Here is a 20,351-nt window from a genome sequence, read left to right as displayed (position 1 = left end):
GCGCGCGATAATGAAGTTCTAGCGTTCTGGAACTTAAACGCCCAGTGGCATCGTGCCGCCGCCGAAGCACTGACAGCCTATTTAGGTTAATTCAGCTGCTTTTGCTACCCCAAGACCAAAAGATAAGCCATGCAGCCGGAATAATTTCCGGCTTTTTTAATTTTATGAAAACCTTTTCCATTCAAAGATATAATAGCGCTAACGCACCTTATGTAAGCCCAGGCTTACATAAAATAGCCGATTACCTACACCGTTTTGACTATCACAAGCCTCTGAAAGTCCTTACTATCGTGACCAATAGCGAAAATGCTGCTGCGCACAATACAGGCTCTATAACAAAATGTTGCATGCATTTCTGTCATGCACCTCTGACTAATGTCCCTTTAAATAAAGGAGTGAACGCCATGCAATATTCAAACGCCCAAGCTCAAACATTAAACGACGATGTCATGGAAGTATGGGCACAGCGCGCGAGGCAGCAGCTAGCTGCCCTTGATGCTATTAAGGATTTCCTGCGCTAAAGCAATTGCTCAAGATCTGTTTCAGCCCCCCAGCGCCTCGTATGAACGAGGCGCTTTTTTATAGCCAGTTAGTTTCTGGAGCGTCGGCACTGTCGAGCTGGGCTAGGAAGGTATCTTGTAGAATATACATTCGTTTTACATCGCGATATTTTCCGTTAATAAAGAACTCTTGAACCAGCTTTCCCTCCTCAATAAACCCGCTCTCTTCGTAAAGATGGATTGCTTTGACGTTTTCCACCGCCACAATCAGGTACACCTTATGTAGGTTTAAGATGGTGAAAGAGTAGTGCAGCGCCTGTTGAATTAATGATCGGGCAAAGCCTTTACCCTGATAATTGGGCGCAATGATAATTTGAAACTCACCGCTGCGGTGGATGTAGTCAATCTCAATCAGCTCTACCAAACCAATCGCGTCACTATTGCCATCCTCTGCCACAAATCGTCGTTCAGCATTGTCGTGAATATGCTTGTTATAAAGCTCCTCTAGCTCGTCAAATGACTCGTAAGGCTCTTCAAACCAGTACGACATAATGCTCTGGTTATTATTTAGCTCATGCACAAAACGCAGGTCGTTGCGCTCCAGTGCGCGTAAATAAAGTGCGTGGCCCATCATTTTCCATCCTTATCGATATCGCTCAATCATGCGCATCTTGAAGCGTGTGTTAAGGGTCGTCTTGCCGCGCAGCTAATTTAGCCAGACGCTGAAACGAAAACAGCGCTTCCAACGGGTGTTCTCTACCCTCTATAAGCGCGCGCAGCAACGTTGCGCCAATCATGCTATAGCTTATGCCATTACCGCCATATGCCATGGCAAAGTGTACGCGCGAGCCAAATACCTCGTGAGGGCCAAAAAAAGGCAGGCCATCCTCCGTTTCAGCAAAAGTGCCGCCCCATGAGAAGGTGGGATTCATATCAAGCCTCGGCCATAGCGCTTCTATCTTACGCGCCAAGCCCGCGGCTTTCTCCTCAACCCGAGCATCGCGACGCTTAGGAATATCTTCATCGTCGTCATCACCGCCTACTAATAAGCGGCCGTCACCGGTGCAACGCATATAAAGGTACGGGCGCGCTGACTCCCACACCATCGTGTGGCGTAATGCCCCTAACGCCTCAGGTGCAAGCGGGTCGGTGATAAAAGCGTAGCTGCTGCGATTGATCGCCACTTTCTCAGGTAGCCAGGCCTGTGACTCATACCCCGCCGCCATAATTAAGTGCTGACAGCGCAGCGTAGCCCCGTTAGTAAGCGTTAACGTCACGCCCTGCTCGTCAGGCGACATGGACGCCATTTGCGTGCGGTCGTATACCTCCCCTCCACGCTCGACAACGGCATTAAATAGCCGATAGGCCATACGGTAAGGATCAATACTGGCTGCCAGCGGGGTAAGAATAGCCCCAGGCGCTTCAAAGCCGTATTCCGCTAAAATGGCGTCACTGTCCAGCCATGTGGCATCAAATCCGTGCTTTTGGCGCAGCGTCAGCTCCTCTTTGAGGGCTGCCACATCTCCTTCGTGACTGGCATAGTAGAGGCTCTTCTGGCGCTCAAAATCTACGTCGCCTAGCGCCACCGCCAGTGCTTCAATCTCGTCAATCGCTTGAGCACAGGCGCGATAAGCGAGTACTGCATCGGCTTCTCCGTAGCGTTTGGCCAAATCGGTCATGTGCGTATCTATTTCGTATTGTAGCAACGCCGTGCTCGCCGCAGAGCTACCCCACCCCACATCACGCTGCTCAATGACCACCACGTGATGGCCGTGTCGACTAAGCTCATCAGCGATTAAGGCGCCGGTAATACCGCCGCCAATCACCACAACGTCACACGCATGATGGTGGATAAGCTTGGGAAACGCTGTCAGCAGGCCATTTTTGATCGCCCAATAGGGATAGCCACTTTTTAGATCCATCGGGTTGCCTATGCTGGAGAGACTTGCAGTATGCTGTTAACCATAGATGCATCCTTCAAAACGTGCTTGAGAAAACATGCCTAAGTAACTGCCACCACAAAAAAAGGAGAGGCGCATGATTGATTTACGCAGTGATACGGTGACACGCCCAACGACCGCTATGAAAGAGGCCATGATGGCGGCTCCGGTGGGCGATGACGTGTGGGGCGATGACCCAACAGTCAACGCCTTTCAAGCAACTCTAGCCGAGCTGGCTGGGGCAGAGGCCGCCCTGCTATTTCCTAGCGGCACGCAAAGTAATCTCGTCGGGTTAATGGCGCACTGCGAACGCGGCGATGAGTATATCGTGGGGCAGTCAGCCCATACCTATCGCTATGAAGGCGGGGGTGCCGCGGTCTTAGGCAGCATTCAACCCCAGCCGATTGAGAATGCCTCCGACGGAACGCTGCCACTTGAGAAAATAAGCGCGGCCATCAAGGCTGATGATTTTCACTTTGCGCGCAGTAAACTTCTGGCCTTGGAAAACACGATGGCCGGCAAAGTGCTATCGGCAGATTACGTCATTGCAGCAACGAATTTGGCGCGTGAACGCGGGCTGGCGACACACTTAGACGGCGCACGACTGTTTAATGCTGCCGTCGCTACGAACACCTCACTGAAGCAGCTCTGCCAGCCTTTCGACAGTGTGTCTCTATGCTTTTCAAAAGGCCTTGGTGCACCGATGGGCTCAGCCTTGGTCGGCTCACAGGCGTTAATCGATAAGGCACGCCGTTTACGCAAAATGGTCGGTGGCGGCATGCGCCAAGCAGGCATTATCGCCGCCGCTTGCCAGCACGCGTTGGACCATCACGTGGCTGATCTAAGTCATGATCATCGCCGCGCCGAACGCCTAGCAGAAGGCCTCGCGAAACTGCCCGGCGTTGAAATCACTTCCCAGGCTACCAACATGGTATTCACACGTTTCCCTGACGCCCATATCCAGCCACTTTCCGCTTGGCTTAAAGAGCATGGCGTGCTCATTGAGCTGCTTTACGCCACGCGCTTCGTTGTGCACCGCGATATCAACGATGCGGATATTGATAAGGTCATTGCGGTCATGAAAGCCTACTTTAGCCAGCACTAAATAGCATCTCGTGGGGCTAGCGTGTGATAAAGCACTACAGCCGCCGCAGCCCCCACATAAAGTATGCGCCGCCAATCAAGGAGGCGACCAAACCCGCCGGTATCTCATAGGGAAAAATCAACTGACGGCCTACCCAGTCCGCCAGCACCATCAACAGCATACCGATCAAAGCAGCCCCCAACAGGTGCTGACCCGCCCGTGAGAAGCCGACTAAGCGCGCCATATGTGGCGCCAGCAGGCCAATAAACGAAAGCGGCCCCACCACCAGCGTCGCGCAAGCAGTGAGCAGTGCCACCAGTAGCAACAGCGCCAAGCGAGCACGATTAAGCGTTACTCCTAACGCGCGCGCCGTTGGTGCACCCAAGGGCATGATATCCAGCCAGCGGGTAAACGGCAGCGTGACCAGCGCCAATACGGCCGCAATGCCGCCCACCACGACAGCATTGGTGATATCCACGTAATAGGTAGAGCCCGCCAGCCAAGCAATCACCTGCTGGCCACGCGGGTCACCGCCTGCCAGCATCACGCTACGCACTGCATCAAACAGCGCACTGACCGCCACCCCGGTGAGCAGCAAACGCTCGGGTAGATAACCGCTCTTGCGGTTGATACCCACCAACACCAGCAGCGTCGCGAAAGCGCCTAGGGTGCCCACACCAATCAGCATCATATTGGTGGGTGCAGGCAGCAGGAAAATCCCCAGAATCAGCGCAATGGCACAACCACCGCTAATACCCAAGACTTCAGGGCTGGCCATGGGGTTGGCCGAAAGACGCTGGAGAATCGTCCCGGCAATCGCCAGCATCAAGCCGCTGGCCGCTGCCGCCATCACTCGCGGCAGGCGCCACTGCATCACGTTCCAGTTATCCGGCGACAGCCAATACCAGCCGTCTACGCCCTGGCCAAACAGCAAGCCAAGAACCGTTGCCCCTAGTAACGCGAGCAGTAATCCGGTAGCTAAGCGTGACGGCGCAGGGTGACGGTGGGCGAAAACACCGGCCCCTTTCGGTGGCTGGTCGCCCTGTAGTTTCAGGCGAGGAATCAGCCACATTAACAGCGGCGCCCCTAGGGCACCGGTAATCGCTCCAGTAGGAATAAAGGCCGTCATCATGCCACCGAATTGCTGCAGCAGCAGATCAGTGGTGGCCAACAGCACTGCGCCCAATAGCGCCGACCAGATTAGCCGCGGCCCTAAGCGGCGCGCACCGGCCATGCGCACAATATTGGGCGCTGCCAAGCCAATAAAACCAATGATGCCCACCACGCTGACAATGCTGCCGGTAATAAATACTGCCAGTCCCATTCCAGCAAAGCGCAGATAGGTCAGCGAAACCCCTAAGCTCTTGGCGCTGGCGTCATCCAGCTCCAGCACTGCCAGAGGGCGCAGCAGAAACCACGCGGCAACACAGCTAATCGCCAGCCGTGGCCAGAGCACCGCCACCCCGTCCCAACCGTTTTGCGCCAGCGACCCCGCGCCCCAAATCAGCAGCCCCGAGAGCGCCTCGTGATTAAACAGCAACAACGCGGTGGAGAGTGCCCCCAGATACAGATTGACCACCAAACCCGCCAACACCACCACGATCGGCGCCAGCCCGCGCCGCCAGGAGAGCAGGAAAACCAATCCAACCGCCAGCGCACCGCCTAATAAGGCGACCCATTCGCGCCCGGCGACAAGCAGCCCCGGCGCCAGCAAGGTGGCGGTCATCAGCGCCAGGTTAGCGCCCGATGCCACCCCCAGGGTGGTGGGCGAAGCCAACGGATTGCGCAGGACCTGCTGCATGAGCACGCCTGCCACTCCCAAGCCACCCCCGGCGAGCAGGGCGACCGAAAGGCGCGGCCACCAGGCATAGTAGAGCAGCAGCTCGTCAACGTTCTCAAAAGAGGGCGCCACTAACGCCTGCAGGCCCAGCGCAAAACCGCCTTGGCCCTCTAGCCCGACCCAAAACAGCACCACCATCGGCAGGCTAAGCAATAGGCAGGCTTTCGCAGGCGACATGCCTCCCACTCGTTGGGAAAATTGTGCAGCGCCTAGCATAGCGAGCTGCCTTTTGTGATCGCCGAGCAGTTCGCCACATAGGACGTGATAGGCAGCAGAGTCATTGTCCAAGCCTTAATCGTTCTGGAGGTTAATAGTTAAATTATTGACAATGATTCTAAATGATAATAATTAGCACTACAATTGACACCTTGATCGATGAATAAATAATGGAGCCCACTATGGCCGCCAAACCGAGCTACCAGCTTTTCGATATCAAACTCGCCCGCCGTACCCAAGTCAGCGCCTCGCTTGTAAGGTTTACCTTTACTGGCCCAGGTATTGGCCAAATGGCGACTTACGCCCCGGATCAGCGCGTCAAGCTGTTCTTTCCTGAAGACGGTGGCAGTCTCGACCAGCTGTTTGAGATCGCCAAGCTGGAAGAGCACGACTGGTACGGTGCCTACCGCGCCCTACCGGATGCCCAGCGGCCATCTGCGCGTACCTATACCATTCGCGCCCTACGCTCAGAAAAAGCCGAGGTGGACGTGGAGTTCGTACTTCACGGCGACAATGGCCCCGCCTCGCGCTGGGCAATGCGAGCCCAACCAGGCGACCGCCTGGCGATGACAGCCCCGGACGCCAATGCGGAAGGCCCAAAACTAGGTTACGAATGGAAACCGCCCCAAGGCGTGCGCCGTATCCTGATTATCGCCGATGAAACCGCCCTTCCTGCCGCGGCCGGCATCTTGGAAACTCTCGATGAGCTGCCCCTTAAACCCAAGGTCGAAGCGCTGTTCGAAGTACCTCGCGGCGACGATGTTCAGCCGCTGCCTCAAGCCGCCAGGCTACGCTGGCTGGCTCGCGATACCGAGCCCGGCTGTCAACACGGTGAAATGCTGCTGAGGGCAGTGCGCGACATTGATTTGCATAAGGAAATTCAAGCGCTAGGCGGCTTTCCCACGACAGCCACTACCCACGATGCAAGCGACGATGAGGAAGGCCCTCTCTGGGAACCCGCCATCTTGGACGACAGCGCCCCCTTCTACGCCTGGATCGCCGCTGAAACCAAGGTCGCCATGAAGCTGCGCCGCTACTTGGTTAACGAGTGCGGGCTACCCAAACAGTACGTCACCAGCATGGGCTACTGGCGCATGGGCAAGGCCAATGGTTAAAGTCATGGCAAACAGCACCGCACTAAACAGTGATCACACCAGCATGCCAGCTCAAACGCCTATTGGCTGGCGAGACAGCTCCAACCACTACGGGCGCATAAGCCGTGCGTTGCACTGGCTCACCGCCGCACTGGTCACACTGCAATTTACCGTGGTGCTGGCTTGGCGGGGAATGGGCGAAAACGCTATCACGCTGTTGTTGGCGAGCATCGGGCCTCACGGCTCGTTAGGTTTTATGCTCCTGATCGTGACTCTGGCGCGCCTTGGCTGGGCATGGATAAATCGCAAGCAACGCCCGCCCTGCCCGCCGGGGCTAGGTGGCCGCATAGCGCGGCTCGTACATATCACCTTTTATGGGCTGCTGTTGTGGCTACCCGCTTTAGCCATTTTGCGTCAGTATGGCCGCGGCGGCACGCTGCGCTTTTACGGTATGGAGCTACTGCCCGAAGCAAAACGCGACATCACCTGGATGATCGCCCCCGCCGAGCTCCTTCACGGCCCGCTCTCGTGGCTGCTATGCGGATTAGTCATCGGCCATATCGCCATGGCGCTGGTTCACCGCTTCTGGTTCAAGGACAAGGTGTTGGAGCGCATGATGGGATCAAGAGACCGGTGAGGGCTCCGCCAGAGGCTCTTCGGCAGTCTCAGACTCAGCAGCCAACAGCTTGCCGCTCTCCAGCCTCACCAATCGATCCGCGAGGTGGAAGTAGCGGTCATCGTGGGTGATGACCAGTACCGCTTTGCCCATGCGTTTTAGCTCGGGCAACACCTCGCAATAGAACACCTCTTTGAATAGCGGATCCTGGTCTGCCGCCCACTCGTCAAACACCAAAAACGGGCGATCTTCAAGGTAGGCCACTACCAGCGCCAAGCGCTTACGCTGCCCCTGGGAGAGCGCCTGAGTAGTGAACGCACCGTTCTCAACCCGCACCTTGTGCTGCAGATGCAGCTTGGCCAGCAGTCGGTTGCCCTCTTCGTCGAGATCTTCCCGCGGCGCTTCCAACAGGCGCTCAAAGAGATGGAAGTCCGAGAACACCACCGAGAAGAGCTGCCGGTAGGCATCCCAGCCATCCGCTTCGACGCGCTCGCCGTTGAGCAACACCTCGCCACCTTCCGGCGGATAAAGCCCCACCACTACTTTGGCCAGCGTGGTCTTGCCGCTGCCGTTGCCCCCCACCAGAAACACCACTTCCCCCGGCGTAAAGCTTAGGTTAATCGGCCCCAGCTCAAAGAAGTCATCGCTCTGCTCGTGGTAGTACTGGTGGGTAACGTCGTGCAATTCAAGCCGTTGAAAATCAGGCGTCTGAGATGACGCCAGCCTCTCCTGCCCCTGGGGCATCTCGCGGGTGATGTCATCAATTCGGCTAGCGGCTACCCGCGCCATATTGATCCGCGGAATATTGATCAACAACCCTTCCAGGGGCGTCACCATAAACACAAACACCAGGGCAAAGCCGGTCATTACCTGGGTTTGATTAGGCCCATCGCCCGCCAATACAAACAGCACCAGGCCGATGAAGGCGTACATCAGGAACTGCCCCCAACTGGTCGAGATCACGAACAGCGACATGCCATAGGTGCGCAGCCGCCGCACGCCTTCAACCGACTCCCCCAGTATCTGATCCATAAAAACCCGACTCTTGCGCTGATGCAGGCGCAACTCTTTTGCCCCATCGGTCAGCGCGCGGAAATGACCAAACAAGCGATCCTGCTCTGACGAGGCACTCTGGAGGTAGTTAATAGCGCGTAAGTGCACCAAGTGGTAACCAACCGCCCCAAGCCCAATCACCCCCAGTGCAAATAAGAACACCTGCCAGGAGAGCATCGCCAAGTAGCCCAAGCACCCCACCACGATGACCGTATTGGTCAAAATAACCGGCAAGCTAACGAACAAGATCGCCACATTGTTGCTGTGCTCGGTAAGCGCCGACTGGATCCGCGCACTGCCCACACGCTCGAAATGAGCAAAAGGGGTCTCGGCCACGCACTGGGCAACAAAACGGCGTAACTCGGCCAGCGCCCGCTGCCCCAACCGCTCAAACAGCGCCGTCGACACCATCCGACAGGCCATCAGGGCCACGGCAATGACCGCAAAAGCCCAGGCCGCACTAGCGCGGCTGGCGGCATCGCTGGTCAACGCTGCATTGATTTGGGCAATCAGCAGCACGCTGAAAAGCCCCGAAAGAATACTGGCCAGGGCAGCGGCGGTCATCAGCCCGCGGGTTCGACGAAACAGATAGGAAAGCACATTCACCTCGTTGGGCAGAGATTGGAAAGCGATTGAAAACCGACACCTATCTCTAATGACGAACCGCGCACGCAAAAAGTTAACCAACATTCTTGTAAACAAGCCTCATTCTCATTCGTCCTTAGATAAAGAAGTCAGTACCGCCGCCCTCCGGTGGGGTGATTTTTACGGCTGTTTTTTCTTCGCTTTTTCGATTCGTTTTTGTGATTCGTTCTTATTGATAGGAGCTAAGCGGTGTCCAGTTCTGTCCAGGCACAAACACAGGTACATGTATCCTCTGAAAGCCACACGGCGGCGGCCCCGCTGCTCTCACGCCCAGAGGGTTACACCTATCAAGTCACCGGTAATGCCAACACACAGTCACTTCTCGTAAAGGGTGATCATGAGCACCTTGAGTGGTCATTGGTGGACGATAACCATACCTTGACGCTGCGTTGGCCGAAGCGCTCGGCACCGCCCTTACCGGTGCTGCTTGCTGCTATCGAAGGGGCTTTTAACGTTTACCCAGGTACTGTAGCCCTTCGTTTGCAGCTCCCCACGGTTTTACACCCCACTCTGTGTGCCAACGGTATCGCGGTTAAAGATCGCCATGGAGAACTCTGGGCCTACGCGGAGCTATTTTGGCAGTTGCCAACCCTTTGGCTCACCTCCCCCTCCATGCACGCCTACCCTCAGCAACCCATCCTGGAGAACGAAAAGCGACATCCACGCCGCCCACCGCGCCCCAGTGGCACGGTCTATCAGCGCCATATTGCCTGGCTGGATGCCACATTAAGCTTTCGAGTGCTTGACCTGGAACTTGATCTGGAGCGCTTCAACCGCTGGATGAACGACCCGGTCGTCGCCCATTTTTGGGAAGAGCAGGGTGATTTGGAACAGCATCGCGAGCGGCTGGAGAGCACGCTCCAGAACCCCAGCGTTGTACCTCTGATCGGCTGTATCAACGGAGAGCCCTTCGGTTATTTCGAGACCTACTGGGCCAAGGAGGATCGCATCGGCGCTTATTACGACGTTGGTGACTTTGACCGTGGCTGGCACGTGCTGATCGGCGAAGCCGCTTTTCGCGGGCGGCCCTATGTCGCCGCTTGGCTGCCCTCTATCTCTCACTACCTGTTCCTGGACGACTGCCGCACCCAACGCCTGGTGATCGAGCCCCGCGTGGATAACGCCAAGATGCTGCGCAACCTTGCCCAGTGCGGTTATGCCCATGTGAAGGCGTTCGATTTCCCCCATAAGCGGGCCATGCTCGGCATGCAGCTACGCGAACACTTTTTTAACGAGCGCAGTTGGATACCGCTGGCTCCGCACCTTGGGTCAGCGCCACGACCCGACCCACGCTTCACCCCATAAACACGTCAGCCACGAGGACTCTTATGCATATTCATGATTTGATCGGCATCGGCTTCGGCCCCTCCAATATTGCCCTGGCCATTGCGCTCGACGAGCAACGCCAAGCAGGGCAAGCGCGGGATGCCGTCTTTATTGAACGCCAGCCCAGCTTTGCCTGGCACCCGCATATGCTGCTGGAAAATGCCCATATGCAGATCTCTTTTCTCAAAGACCTGGTCACGCCGCGTAACCCAGGCAGCCGTTTCAGCTTCCTCAATTATCTTCACAGCAAAGGCCGCCTGCAGGACTTTATCAACCTGCAAACCTTCTTCCCCAGCCGCCACGAGTTCAATGATTACCTAAGCTGGACCGCCAGCCACTTTGAACACCAGTGCGCCTATGGAGAGGATGTGTTTGAAGTACTGCCCGAAACTGAAAACGACGAGGTCGCCTACCTCCGCGTTCGTTCACGGGATGAGAACGGCGCGGTGCAGGAAAGACTCACCCGTTCATTAGTGATAAGTGTAGGCGGCGCGCCCAATGTGCCTGAATGCTTCTCTGGGCTAAAAGAAGACCCACGGGTCTTCCACTCCAGCCACTATCTTCGGGAGCTAGCCAAACAAGACGCCCCCAAACGCATCGCCGTGATCGGTGCGGGCCAGAGCGCCGCTGAGATATTCCTGGATCTGCACGGCCGTGAAGGCATTCAGGTGGACCTTATTAGCCGGGCATGGGCCTTTAAACCCTCGGACGATAGCCCCTTCGTCAACGAGATTTTCAACCCCGAATACACCGACTACGTGTTCAACAACCCCACCGGCCAGAGGGAAGCGCTGCTGCAGGAGTACAAAAGCACCAACTACTCAGCCCCTGACTTGGCGCTGATTCAGGAGATTTACGATGTGTTCTATCAGCAAAAAGTAACCGGCCTAGTCCGTCACCGCTTCCGCCGCCGCCATGAGGTCATTGGCAGCGAAGCAACTACTGAAGGCGTTGAGCTACTGGTGCGCGATTTGGAGAGCGGCCATACCGAGTCCACCCGTTACGACGCAGTGGTATTAGCCACCGGCTATGTACGCGACACCCATAAACGGCTGCTGGCCCCCGTTGCGGGCTACCTGCCAGATTTTGCCGTCAACCGCCACTATCAGCTCTACACCAAGCCTGCGTTCAAACCGGCTATTTTCCTGCAAGGCAGCTGCGAACCCACCCATGGTTTAAGCGACACCCTGCTGTCGATTTTGGCGGCGCGGACAAGTGAGATTTGCGAAGAACTGAATGAGGCACTGCCAACAGTCCATTCCGGCGTATCAACTCCCTCTCTCGTAGGCGCGGACTAACCAAGCACTATCGACGCATGGCCGCTCTCTCGGAGCGGCCCCTAATATCGAGACTTACGCCCATTATGCCCTTACATTCTGATGTCGCCGCTTTCTTAGACCTGGTTGCCGATAGCGGCAACCCACCTTTCCACACTCTCTCACCAGAACAAGCACGCGCTGCCTACGAGGCATCATCACAGATGCTTGATGAGCCAATATCTAACGATGCAACGTCACTGAGCATCACCTGTCGAGATGGCCACCCTCTTGAACTGCGCCGCTACCAAGGCGAGCAGCCTTTAGCGCCCACTCTGCTCTACTTCCATGGTGGCGGCTATCTACTGGGCAGCCTGGACTCCCACGATTCGCTCTGCCAAAGCATCGCTCAAGCAACTGGCTACACAGTGCTGGCTGTCGACTATCGCCTAGCCCCCGAGCACAAGTTTCCGACAGCGTTTCACGATGCTGAAGATGCCTACTGCTGGCTGCTGAAGCATGGTGAAGAGATGGGGCTCGATACCTCACGCATTGCCGTGGGTGGTGACAGTGTTGGCGGCACCCTCGCCACAGCTCTTTGCATATCAGCACGAGACAATGGTTGGCCCCCGCCGCGCTGCCAGATCCTGCTCTACCCTTGTACCAGTGCCTGGCAGGAGAGCGAGTCTCACCGCCGATACGCACAAGGCTACCTGCTGGAAGCAGACACCCTGCAGTGGATGTTTGGCCACTACCTAAATAGCGATGAGGAACGTCACGACTGGCGTTTTGCGCCGTTGGAGGCTGCGGATCTCAAAAACTTACCACCTGCCTTCATCGCCCTGGCCGAACACGATCTCCTAGTCGACGAAGGCATCGCCTACGTGAACCGCTTACAGGAAGCGAATGTGGATACCCAACTGACCATATACCACGGCATGGTGCACGACTTCGCACGCCTGGGCAGCATTACGCCTGATGCCACCGGTCAGGTGCGTGGGGATATCGCCAAGGCGCTACGGCAGCATTTTACGAGCCCTCCCGCACAGTAGATATGGCTGCCAGCCTATGGGGCATTCATATGACACCGCTTACTACGCGTACCATTTTGAGCAACAGAGTGTTGCAAGACAGTACAAACCCAGAACATAATACTAATAATAACAATTATCATTAACGCATAAATATCATTCAAGGGGATTACTATGCAGCAACTTCGTACCGGCCTGCGCAGGCAACTGATCACCGTGGCCATTGCCAATGCCTGCGCGGCAATGCTATTCGCGGCACCGGCTGCTCTCGCTCAAGGCACTGATCTACAGCCTAATGAAAGCAGCGACACAAGCACCACACTGCCTACCCTGCAAGTAACCGAAAGCCGTATTTATGAAGAAGCAACGGGGCCTGTACAAGGTATTGCGGCCACCCGCAGCGCAACAGGCACCAAAACCGATACACCGATTATTGAAACGCCGCAGTCTATCTCGGTAGTTAGCAGTGAGGAGTTTAAAAACTACGGGGCTCGGAACTTCACTGAAGCGCTGGGCTATACTGCTGGCATCTCCAGGTTCGAAGGAGCCGATCGAACCACAGAAGGGTTAAGAATTCGCGGTTTTCGCAACACGACAACCTACCGAGATGGCAGCAAATACCAAGCAAACGTGTATGACGGTCAGCAAGAACTCTATGGTCTGGAACGGCTGGAAGTACTTAAAGGCCCCTCATCAATCTTGTATGGCGTGGCTGCCCCGGGTGGCATTCTTAACGCTGTTAGTAAACGCCCCACCAGCACTCCACTACGCGAAGTTAATATCGAGGCAGGCAGTTTCGACCGACGTCAAATATCTGCGGACTTCTCCGATTCATTGGATGAAGATGGCGTATTGTCATACCGTATTACCATGCTGCATCGGGACAGTGACAGCTTCGTCGACCACGTACCGGATGATCGCACCTATATCGCGCCAGCTTTAAAATGGCAGCCGAGCGAGACTACTTCACTCACCCTACTGAGTGAATATCAGCGCGACGAAACGGCTTATGTGTATGGACTACCCACCAGCGGCACCATTCTTTCTAACCCGAATGGGGACATTCCTCGGGAGCGATTCGCTGGAGAGCCTGGCTTCGATGAGTATGATAACGAGCGTTACTCGATCGGATATTTACTTGAGCACGATTTCTCTAATAGCCTCCACCTCAGCCATAGCCTCCGCACCTTCCGATCTGAGCGAGACTTTCCTCAGATAGGTCTTGGCCAAAGTAACGATCAACGAGTCTATATGAGAACCGCTTTAGATCGCCATGATGACTCTAGAGCGCTCACCTCAGACACATCTTTACAGTATAATTGGGATATGGGTGATACCGCTAACACCAGCCTGATAGGTATTGATTATCATCGTCAACGCCATGATGTGTCGCGTCATTTCCGTGCGTCAGCCCCGCCGCTAGATGTGTTTGACCCCATTTATGGCGCTGAGGAAATCAGCAGCGAACGAATACCTGGACCATCTAGTAGACAACGCAGTGAACAGATTGGCCTGTATGCTCAAAATCAGATGAAAATCGCTGACAAATGGGTGCTCATGCTGGGTGGACGTCAGGACTGGACTGAGTCTGAGAGCTCACCCTACTTTGGCCCCACAGAGTGGAGCAGTGAAACGGAAAATGCTTTCACTGGACGCGTGGGGGGTGTCTATCTTGCCGATAATGGTTTGGCGCCCTTTATCAGCTATAGCCAGTCGTTTGAACCGACCAGTGGTACTGACCGTAATGGCAATAGGTTTGACCCCACGCGAGGCGAACAATATGAATTAGGCGTCCGCTTTCAGCCAGATAGCTGGGATACCATGCTCACCGCCACCGCTTACGAGCTGACACAGGAAAACGTCAGCGTCACCGATCCGGTGGATACCAGCTTCCAGACACAGATAGGGGAAGTACGTTCACGTGGTGTCGAATTGGAAGCGAAGACGGCAATAGGCCCCAATGCCAACTTGGTAGCCGCCTACACCTACACAGATGCGCGTACAACGAAAAGCAGCCCCGTTACGCCAGATCAGGTGGGCAGGAGAACAGCTAATACGCCCTATAATCAGTTCTCTTTATGGGGCGACTACCGTTTTGGCGATTTCGGCCTACCAGGGCTGAAAGTAGGAGGTGGCGTTCGCTACGTAGGCCCAACCCGGACGACTTGGGTAGAGGGAGAAGTGCCGTCGATTACACTTGTCGATACGCGAGTGAGTTATGAAACTGGATCTTGGGTATATGCAGTGAATGCCACCAATCTCACTGATAAGACCTATATTGAGTCTTGCACTTATGGATGCTTCTATGGCGAACCGAGAAGCATCATAGGCTCAATCAGTTATCAATGGTAACGTCATTACCAATAGAGGCAATGGCAGGCGGCATCACCGCCTGCCATTGTTTTATAAAAGCCAAAATAGAAAGTATATAAATGATCGATATGGGCAACTTACCACCGTCAGGCCACAGAGCATTTTTTTTAGTCATACTGCTATTTTTACCGCTGGTCGTGCCACTTGCTAACGCTGAAGAACCCAAAAAACTCGTCACTTTCGACTATGCTATTGCAGATACACTTGCTGCTTTGCAACGCCCTCCCATAGCAATGGCGGGTTTAGCACAGTATAGAAAATTAAACCAAGAATACTTACTGCCTGACACCCTTGAGCTCGGACTTAGGTTTCAGCCCAATTTTGAATATATAGCATCATTGGAACCTGATGCCATTCTGATATCGCCACCGGCCCACTTGAATTTAGAGAATAAGCTTTCCGATATTGCTGATGTAATTAAAACCCGGTTGTTTGGGAAAGCATTAAATATTTGGCAGAGCCTTGAACAACTTACTATAAATTTGGGGGAACTGAACGACCAGCAACAGCAAGCTCAAACATTCATTGACTCTGTAGACGCTGAGCTATCATTAATAGCCACACAGATTGAAAGACCTATAGATCCTCTGTTGATCGTAGAAATTCGAGATGACCGACATGTTCGTGTCTATGGGCCTGGAAGTCTGGAAGATATGACCCTCACCCAACTTGGATTAGAGAATGCCTGGAAAGGCAACACGAATGACTGGGGGTTCAGCACCTTAACTATCCCAGAGGCATTTCAGTTAGAAGGGAAAATAATTCTGCTTCGCTCGAATTACTCTCAAGACTTACCTGACTCAACATTACCAGCGTCAGGACTATGGCAGCATTGGTTGGATGATACATCAGTAAGTATCAATAGAAATTATTGGCCATGGGGAGGGTTCCCCTCCATGCTTCGCTTTGCAGAGTCACTCAAGGATGCGCTAGAAAATACTTAACTTCCCGACTGCCTTCATCAGGCAGCCGGGAAGAGTAAGCATACTTGTCAGAAACCGGCCGTTAGGCCGGTAAATTCTCCTCTACGCGCTTCGTTGTTTGGGTATCCTCTTGCAGCTTTCCCATCACTTTTAGCAATAGCGAATCGCTGGAAACAATCGAGAAGTGATCCTCAGAAGTTTCAATAGCCCAACATGGCACTTGTCCCACTTGATGCATTAGCGCTTGCCGTTCCTCGTGTGGACGCCCCTCAGACCACCAACAGTCCACTTCACAACTCAACGTCGGCAACATACCAGACTTTAGGGAGAGTCGCTTCAGATGGCGTGCCACACAGAAGATCCGTGCCAATTCCTCACCACCCAGAGCGGCATAACCTGCCCGTCCGCGGGCCGCATCCAACGCCAGCAAACGTTCTAGCATAGTGGCAAGCTCCGTTTCGCTTGGCTCCTTACAGGTCGATGCATGAGTACTATTAGCGACCATCTCAGGTGAGATACCCGGCAAGATTACCGACACATAGGCCGCAAAATCCCGGCGCCAATCATCTTCGCTCTTCTGGCCGCTACCGGGGATATAGGGATCCACCAACGCCAACAGGATCACCTCCTGGGCCTGCTTTTCAAGCCGTGCCGCAATCATTGCTGCCACGGTACCACCTAGGGACCACCCCAATAACCGATAGGGCCCTTGAGGCTGCAGGCGACGGATAGTGGCTGCATAGTCATCAGCCATCGCTTCCAGCGACGTATCACAATGCTGAGGATCGGTTAGCATCCGACACGGCAGCCCATATACCGTGCATACTCCCTGTAAACGCCGTGCCAAAGGCTGATAGTCGTAAAGGGTGCCCATACCAGCATGCACGCAAAACAGCGGTGACTGACCCTGACTTTCGCCATTCAGCTTAACCACGCCATCCAGCGAAGCATCCGAAGCTGCGCCCAGCCCTAACAATCCAGCAATGGTTGGCTTCTGCATCAGGTCGCGAAGTTTGAAATCAAGCGCAGTCTCCTTTAGAGCGCGCACTCGGCTCAACACCTTCAGGCTCAGTAGGGAGTCTCCACCCAGCTCGAAGAAGTTATCCGTTTCTCCGACCCGCTCTATACCCAATACTTCCTGCCAAATCTCGGCAAGCTGGCGGGCTTCCGATGTAGAGGGAACCACGTGCTCGCGGTTTTCATCCAGCCGCGGTTCAGGTAGCGCCGACTGATCCAGTTTACCATTGACCATACGTGGCAGGGCTGTCAGTACCATCATATGTGCTGGCACCATGTAGTCGGGCAGATGCGCTTCGAAATGTCGCCGTGCACGGCGCACTAATCGATCGTTATCCGCCTCCTCATCAGCTACCAGATAAGCAACCAATTGATGTCCATTCGAGGTTTCATGGGTAACGATGGCGACGTCACTCACGCCAGGTATTTCACGGGCACGTGCTTCAATCTCACCCAGTTCAATACGGAAGCCACGCACCTTCACTTGGTGATCTGCACGCCCCATATACTCCATATTGCCATCTTCCCGCCAGCGCACCAGATCTCCAGTGCGGTAGAGGCGCCCACCCAAGGTGTCGAAGGGATCGGCCACAAAGCGCTCAGCGGTCAAGCCGGTGCGCCCAAGGTAGCCCCGCGCCAAACCATAACCTCCGATATACAACTCACCCACAACGCCCTTGGGTACCGGCTGTAGGTTGTCGTCCAACACGTAGAGCGACCGCTCGCCAACGGGGCGACCAATCGGTGCATAGGCACAGTCAAAGGTCTCCTCAGCGGGTGTCTTCCACAGCAGTGGCGTCACCACTGTTTCGGTGGGGCCATAGCCATTAATGAACCAGCGCGGCCGCAGTGTGCGGCGCGCCTTGTCATAGGCTGTCTTGGGCATCGCTTCACCACCGAAAACGTAAAGCTCCACCGGTGGCGTATCATCACGCCCTTCTGCCCAGTCAGCGACTTGATTCAAATAGGCCGGCGGGAAGGCCACGTTCGCTGCCCGATAGTGTTGCAAGGCCGTATAGGCTTGTTCCGCTGTCCATAGCTCTTCTTCCCGAATTGCTAGGCTCATCCCCGAGCATAAGGCTGTTAGCCAGCGCTCATGGGCACCATCGAATGAGAATGACATGAAGTGTAACTCGCAGGAGTCTGGTTCCATATCATAGAGCTCGCTGATCGCCTGGCAATGCATCGCCAGCGGGCCATGAGCCACCGTAACGCCTTTAGGTGTACCGGTAGAGCCCGAGGTATAGATCACGTAAGCCAGCGACTCTTCGTGCACGGTCACATCGGGGTCAGTATCGTCATAACGGCTTAGATCGAGCGCCTCGCAATCCACATAAGAGATACCCTCCACCTTTGCCAAGCGCGGCAGTACCCCGTGCTGCGTTAGTAGCAGGGCCATACCACTATCCTTGATCATAAAACTCAGACGTTCGGGCGGGTAAGTCGGATCGAGTGGCACATAAGCACCGCCCGCCTTCAGTACAGCCAGCAGAGTGACAATGACTTGGGGGGAACGCTCCAATGCCACGCCGACCCGCACATCTGGCCCCACGCCTTGCTCGCGCAGATAGTGAGCAAGGCGATTAGCCTGAGCGTTGAGCTGCACATGGCTTAAAGCCTGGTCACCCATGCGGAGCACAATATTATCTGGCCGTGTAACAGCATGCGCAGCGATGCGGCGATGCACTGGCATGCGGGAGAAGCCACTGCGGCCACTCTGGCCTAATTCACTCAGCGCATCCCATCGAGCTGATTCAATCCATTCCAGCCCACCCACAGGCCGATCCGGCGACTCCGCCATCTGACGAATGAGCAGCTCCATAGCGCATTTCAGTTCATCAATGAACGGCTCTGGGAAGTCCCGTCGGCTATAGCAGTACTCGATCTCCAGCTCATCATCGATCACCACCTGCAGATCCATCGAGTAGCCAGTTATGCCTTCCCCGGCAACCTCACCAAAGCGCAGACCATGCCGCTGCTGATCACGCATTGTTCTATCGACGGGGAAGTTCTCAAATACAATGATACTGTCGAACAAGGCGCGACCCGATGACCCAGACCAGCGTTGAATATCTGCTAACGCGGCATGTTCATACTCACGAATGCCCAGATTGCTCGCCTGCACGCTCTGCAAGTAAGCCCCAACACTCTGCTCAGGCCGCGCCGCCAACACCACAGGGATGGTGTTAATAAACAGACCTACCATCTCCTCAGCACCTTGCAGGCTCGGTGGGCGGCCGGATACCGTCGCGCCAAACATCACCCGCTCCTGATGACAGTGGCGCTGCAGTAGCACCCCCCAGGCAGCCTGTATTAAAGTATTTAGAGTCACTCGCTGTCGCTGGGCAGCAGCTTTTAGGAGCTCGGTATCTTGCCGTCCTAGACGGGTATAGCGTTTGGCGAAGCCCTGGGCATCACTCTCTTGACGGCTCGACTCGGCCAGCAGCGTCGGCCCCTCCAGCCCTTCCAATTCTGATGTCCAGAATTTTTTGGTCGAGTCGGCATCCTGACGCTGCAACCAGCGAATGTAGTCACCGTAGGGCCTCCCAGCCGGCGCCAAAGGTTCTTCTGCGTAGCTGGCCAGCCACTCGTTAATTAGACGGGCTTCAGACCAGCCGTCGGACAAAATATGGTGCCGAGTCCATATCAGTTGATAGCGGTCATCATCAAGCCGAATCAAATGTAACCAGGCTAATGGTGGTGTCAGCCAGTCAATTTGGTGCTTGAGCACTTGCTCAGCATAGGTGGCAAGGGACTCTTCAAGCCCATCTTTCTTATCGCGCCAATCCAACAGTACTATTTCCGGTTCCACTTGCGTAAAGACGAGCTGTAGTGGGCGCACCATACCCGCTTGCCATAAGAAACCCGTTCTTAACGTGGCGTGGCGCTCGACCATAGTTTGCCAAGCCCTTACTAGCCTATCAGCATCCAAGCCACTGACGTCTACGTTCAATTGATTGACGTAGAGCCCCGGCTCTTCCGCTTCAAGAGAGTGGAAGAACATCCCCTCTTGTGTGGGCGACAGGGGGTAAACATCTTCGATATTGCCTTGGTCTAAGCCTAGGGCTTCGATCTGCTCACCGCTCAGATAATCTGCTAATTCATAGAACTCAATCTCACGCCTTTGCGCTTCCTCCTGTGCACTGGTCGCATTCAGCGCTAACTGGGCTATGCTCTGATGCTCAAAGACTTGCCGAGGAGTGACCGTCCAACCAGCCCGTTGCAACCAAGAGACGATCTGAAGACTGAGAATCGAATCCCCTCCCAGCTCAAAGAAGTTGTTGTGTCGGCCCACCTGCTCAACGCCAAGTATCTCTGACCAGATCTCCGCCAGCGCTTCTTCTACCTCGCCTTGAGGCGATTCATACTGCGTACCACTGGCAAAGTCCGGCTCGGGTAGGGCCTTACGGTCGACCTTACCGTTCGGGGTTAGCGGC

The 20,351-nt window shown here is 55.1% G+C and carries 13 protein-coding genes; 8 read left to right on the top strand and 5 right to left on the bottom strand.

Going from position 1 to position 20,351, the window contains the following annotated elements:
• Positions 1-579: 579 nt before the first annotated feature.
• Both speG and ACT3TF_RS16225 read right to left on the bottom strand, forming a co-directional pair.
• Positions 580-1,131: a spermidine N1-acetyltransferase gene (gene speG, locus ACT3TF_RS16230; protein WP_444672596.1), complete on the bottom strand. Its 552-nt coding sequence runs from the start codon at positions 1,129-1,131 to the stop codon at positions 580-582.
• A 52-nt stretch (positions 1,132-1,183) separates the two neighbouring features.
• The gene (locus tag ACT3TF_RS16225) at positions 1,184-2,422 is read right to left on the bottom strand and encodes an NAD(P)/FAD-dependent oxidoreductase (protein ID WP_444672561.1); all 1,239 of its coding nucleotides are present in this window, start codon (positions 2,420-2,422) and stop codon (positions 1,184-1,186) included.
• A gap of 115 nt (positions 2,423-2,537) precedes the next feature.
• Between ACT3TF_RS16225 and ltaE the strand changes: the two genes are divergently transcribed.
• Entirely contained in the window at positions 2,538-3,545 is a 1,008-nt protein-coding gene (ltaE, locus tag ACT3TF_RS16220; protein WP_444672560.1) for a low-specificity L-threonine aldolase, read from the top strand.
• Between the two features lie 34 nt (positions 3,546-3,579).
• Here ltaE and fhuB read toward each other — a convergent pair whose 3' ends face one another.
• Positions 3,580-5,580 carry a Fe(3+)-hydroxamate ABC transporter permease FhuB gene (gene fhuB / locus ACT3TF_RS16215; RefSeq protein ID WP_444672559.1) on the bottom strand — a complete coding sequence of 667 codons (2,001 nt, stop codon included), beginning with the start codon at positions 5,578-5,580 and terminating at the stop codon, positions 3,580-3,582.
• Between the two features lie 182 nt (positions 5,581-5,762).
• On the opposite strand from fhuB, the gene ACT3TF_RS16210 reads away from it, so the two are divergent.
• Positions 5,763-6,695, top strand: coding sequence for a siderophore-interacting protein (locus tag ACT3TF_RS16210; protein ID WP_444672558.1), 933 nt, complete (start codon positions 5,763-5,765; stop codon positions 6,693-6,695).
• Between the two features lie 4 nt (positions 6,696-6,699).
• Complete coding sequence (locus tag ACT3TF_RS16205; RefSeq protein ID WP_444672557.1) at positions 6,700-7,311, top strand: cytochrome b; 612 nt, start codon at positions 6,700-6,702, stop codon at positions 7,309-7,311.
• Here ACT3TF_RS16205 and ACT3TF_RS16200 read toward each other — a convergent pair.
• Entirely contained in the window at positions 7,297-8,943 is a 1,647-nt protein-coding gene (locus ACT3TF_RS16200) for a cyclic peptide export ABC transporter (RefSeq protein WP_441686530.1), read from the bottom strand. The genes ACT3TF_RS16205 and ACT3TF_RS16200 overlap by 15 nt on opposite strands.
• A 234-nt stretch (positions 8,944-9,177) precedes the next feature.
• Between ACT3TF_RS16200 and ACT3TF_RS16195 the strand changes: the two genes are divergently transcribed.
• From ACT3TF_RS16195 to ACT3TF_RS16175, 5 genes are all read left to right on the top strand, one after another.
• A complete protein-coding gene (locus ACT3TF_RS16195) occupies positions 9,178-10,293 on the top strand; it encodes a GNAT family N-acetyltransferase (RefSeq protein WP_319022231.1) in 1,116 nt (371 codons plus the stop codon).
• Positions 10,294-10,316: 23 nt separating this feature from the next.
• Positions 10,317-11,612, top strand: a complete 1,296-nt coding sequence (locus ACT3TF_RS16190; RefSeq protein WP_193063494.1) for a lysine N(6)-hydroxylase/L-ornithine N(5)-oxygenase family protein — start codon at positions 10,317-10,319, stop codon at positions 11,610-11,612.
• A gap of 65 nt (positions 11,613-11,677) precedes the next feature.
• Positions 11,678-12,622 carry an alpha/beta hydrolase gene (locus tag ACT3TF_RS16185; RefSeq protein WP_441686531.1) on the top strand — a complete coding sequence of 315 codons (945 nt, stop codon included), beginning with the start codon at positions 11,678-11,680 and terminating at the stop codon, positions 12,620-12,622.
• Between the two features lie 153 nt (positions 12,623-12,775).
• On the top strand, positions 12,776-14,953 hold the full coding sequence (locus ACT3TF_RS16180; RefSeq protein WP_444672556.1) for a TonB-dependent siderophore receptor: 2,178 nt from the start codon (positions 12,776-12,778) through the stop codon (positions 14,951-14,953).
• Between the two features lie 80 nt (positions 14,954-15,033).
• Complete coding sequence (locus tag ACT3TF_RS16175) at positions 15,034-15,918, top strand: ABC transporter substrate-binding protein (RefSeq protein ID WP_444672555.1); 885 nt, start codon at positions 15,034-15,036, stop codon at positions 15,916-15,918.
• A 61-nt stretch (positions 15,919-15,979) separates the two neighbouring features.
• Here ACT3TF_RS16175 and ACT3TF_RS16170 read toward each other — a convergent pair.
• The coding region (locus ACT3TF_RS16170; RefSeq protein WP_444672554.1) for an amino acid adenylation domain-containing protein at positions 15,980-20,351 on the bottom strand (4,372 nt) is incomplete at its 5' end.

Origin of the sequence: Halomonas sp. AOP25-F1-15 (genome assembly GCF_052378675.1) — a bacterium.
In the GTDB taxonomy this organism is placed as follows: Bacteria; Pseudomonadota; Gammaproteobacteria; order Pseudomonadales; family Halomonadaceae; genus Vreelandella; species Vreelandella casei.
The sequence above is the reverse complement of the archived record's forward strand: the minus strand, read 5'-3'. Positions and strand labels throughout refer to the sequence as shown.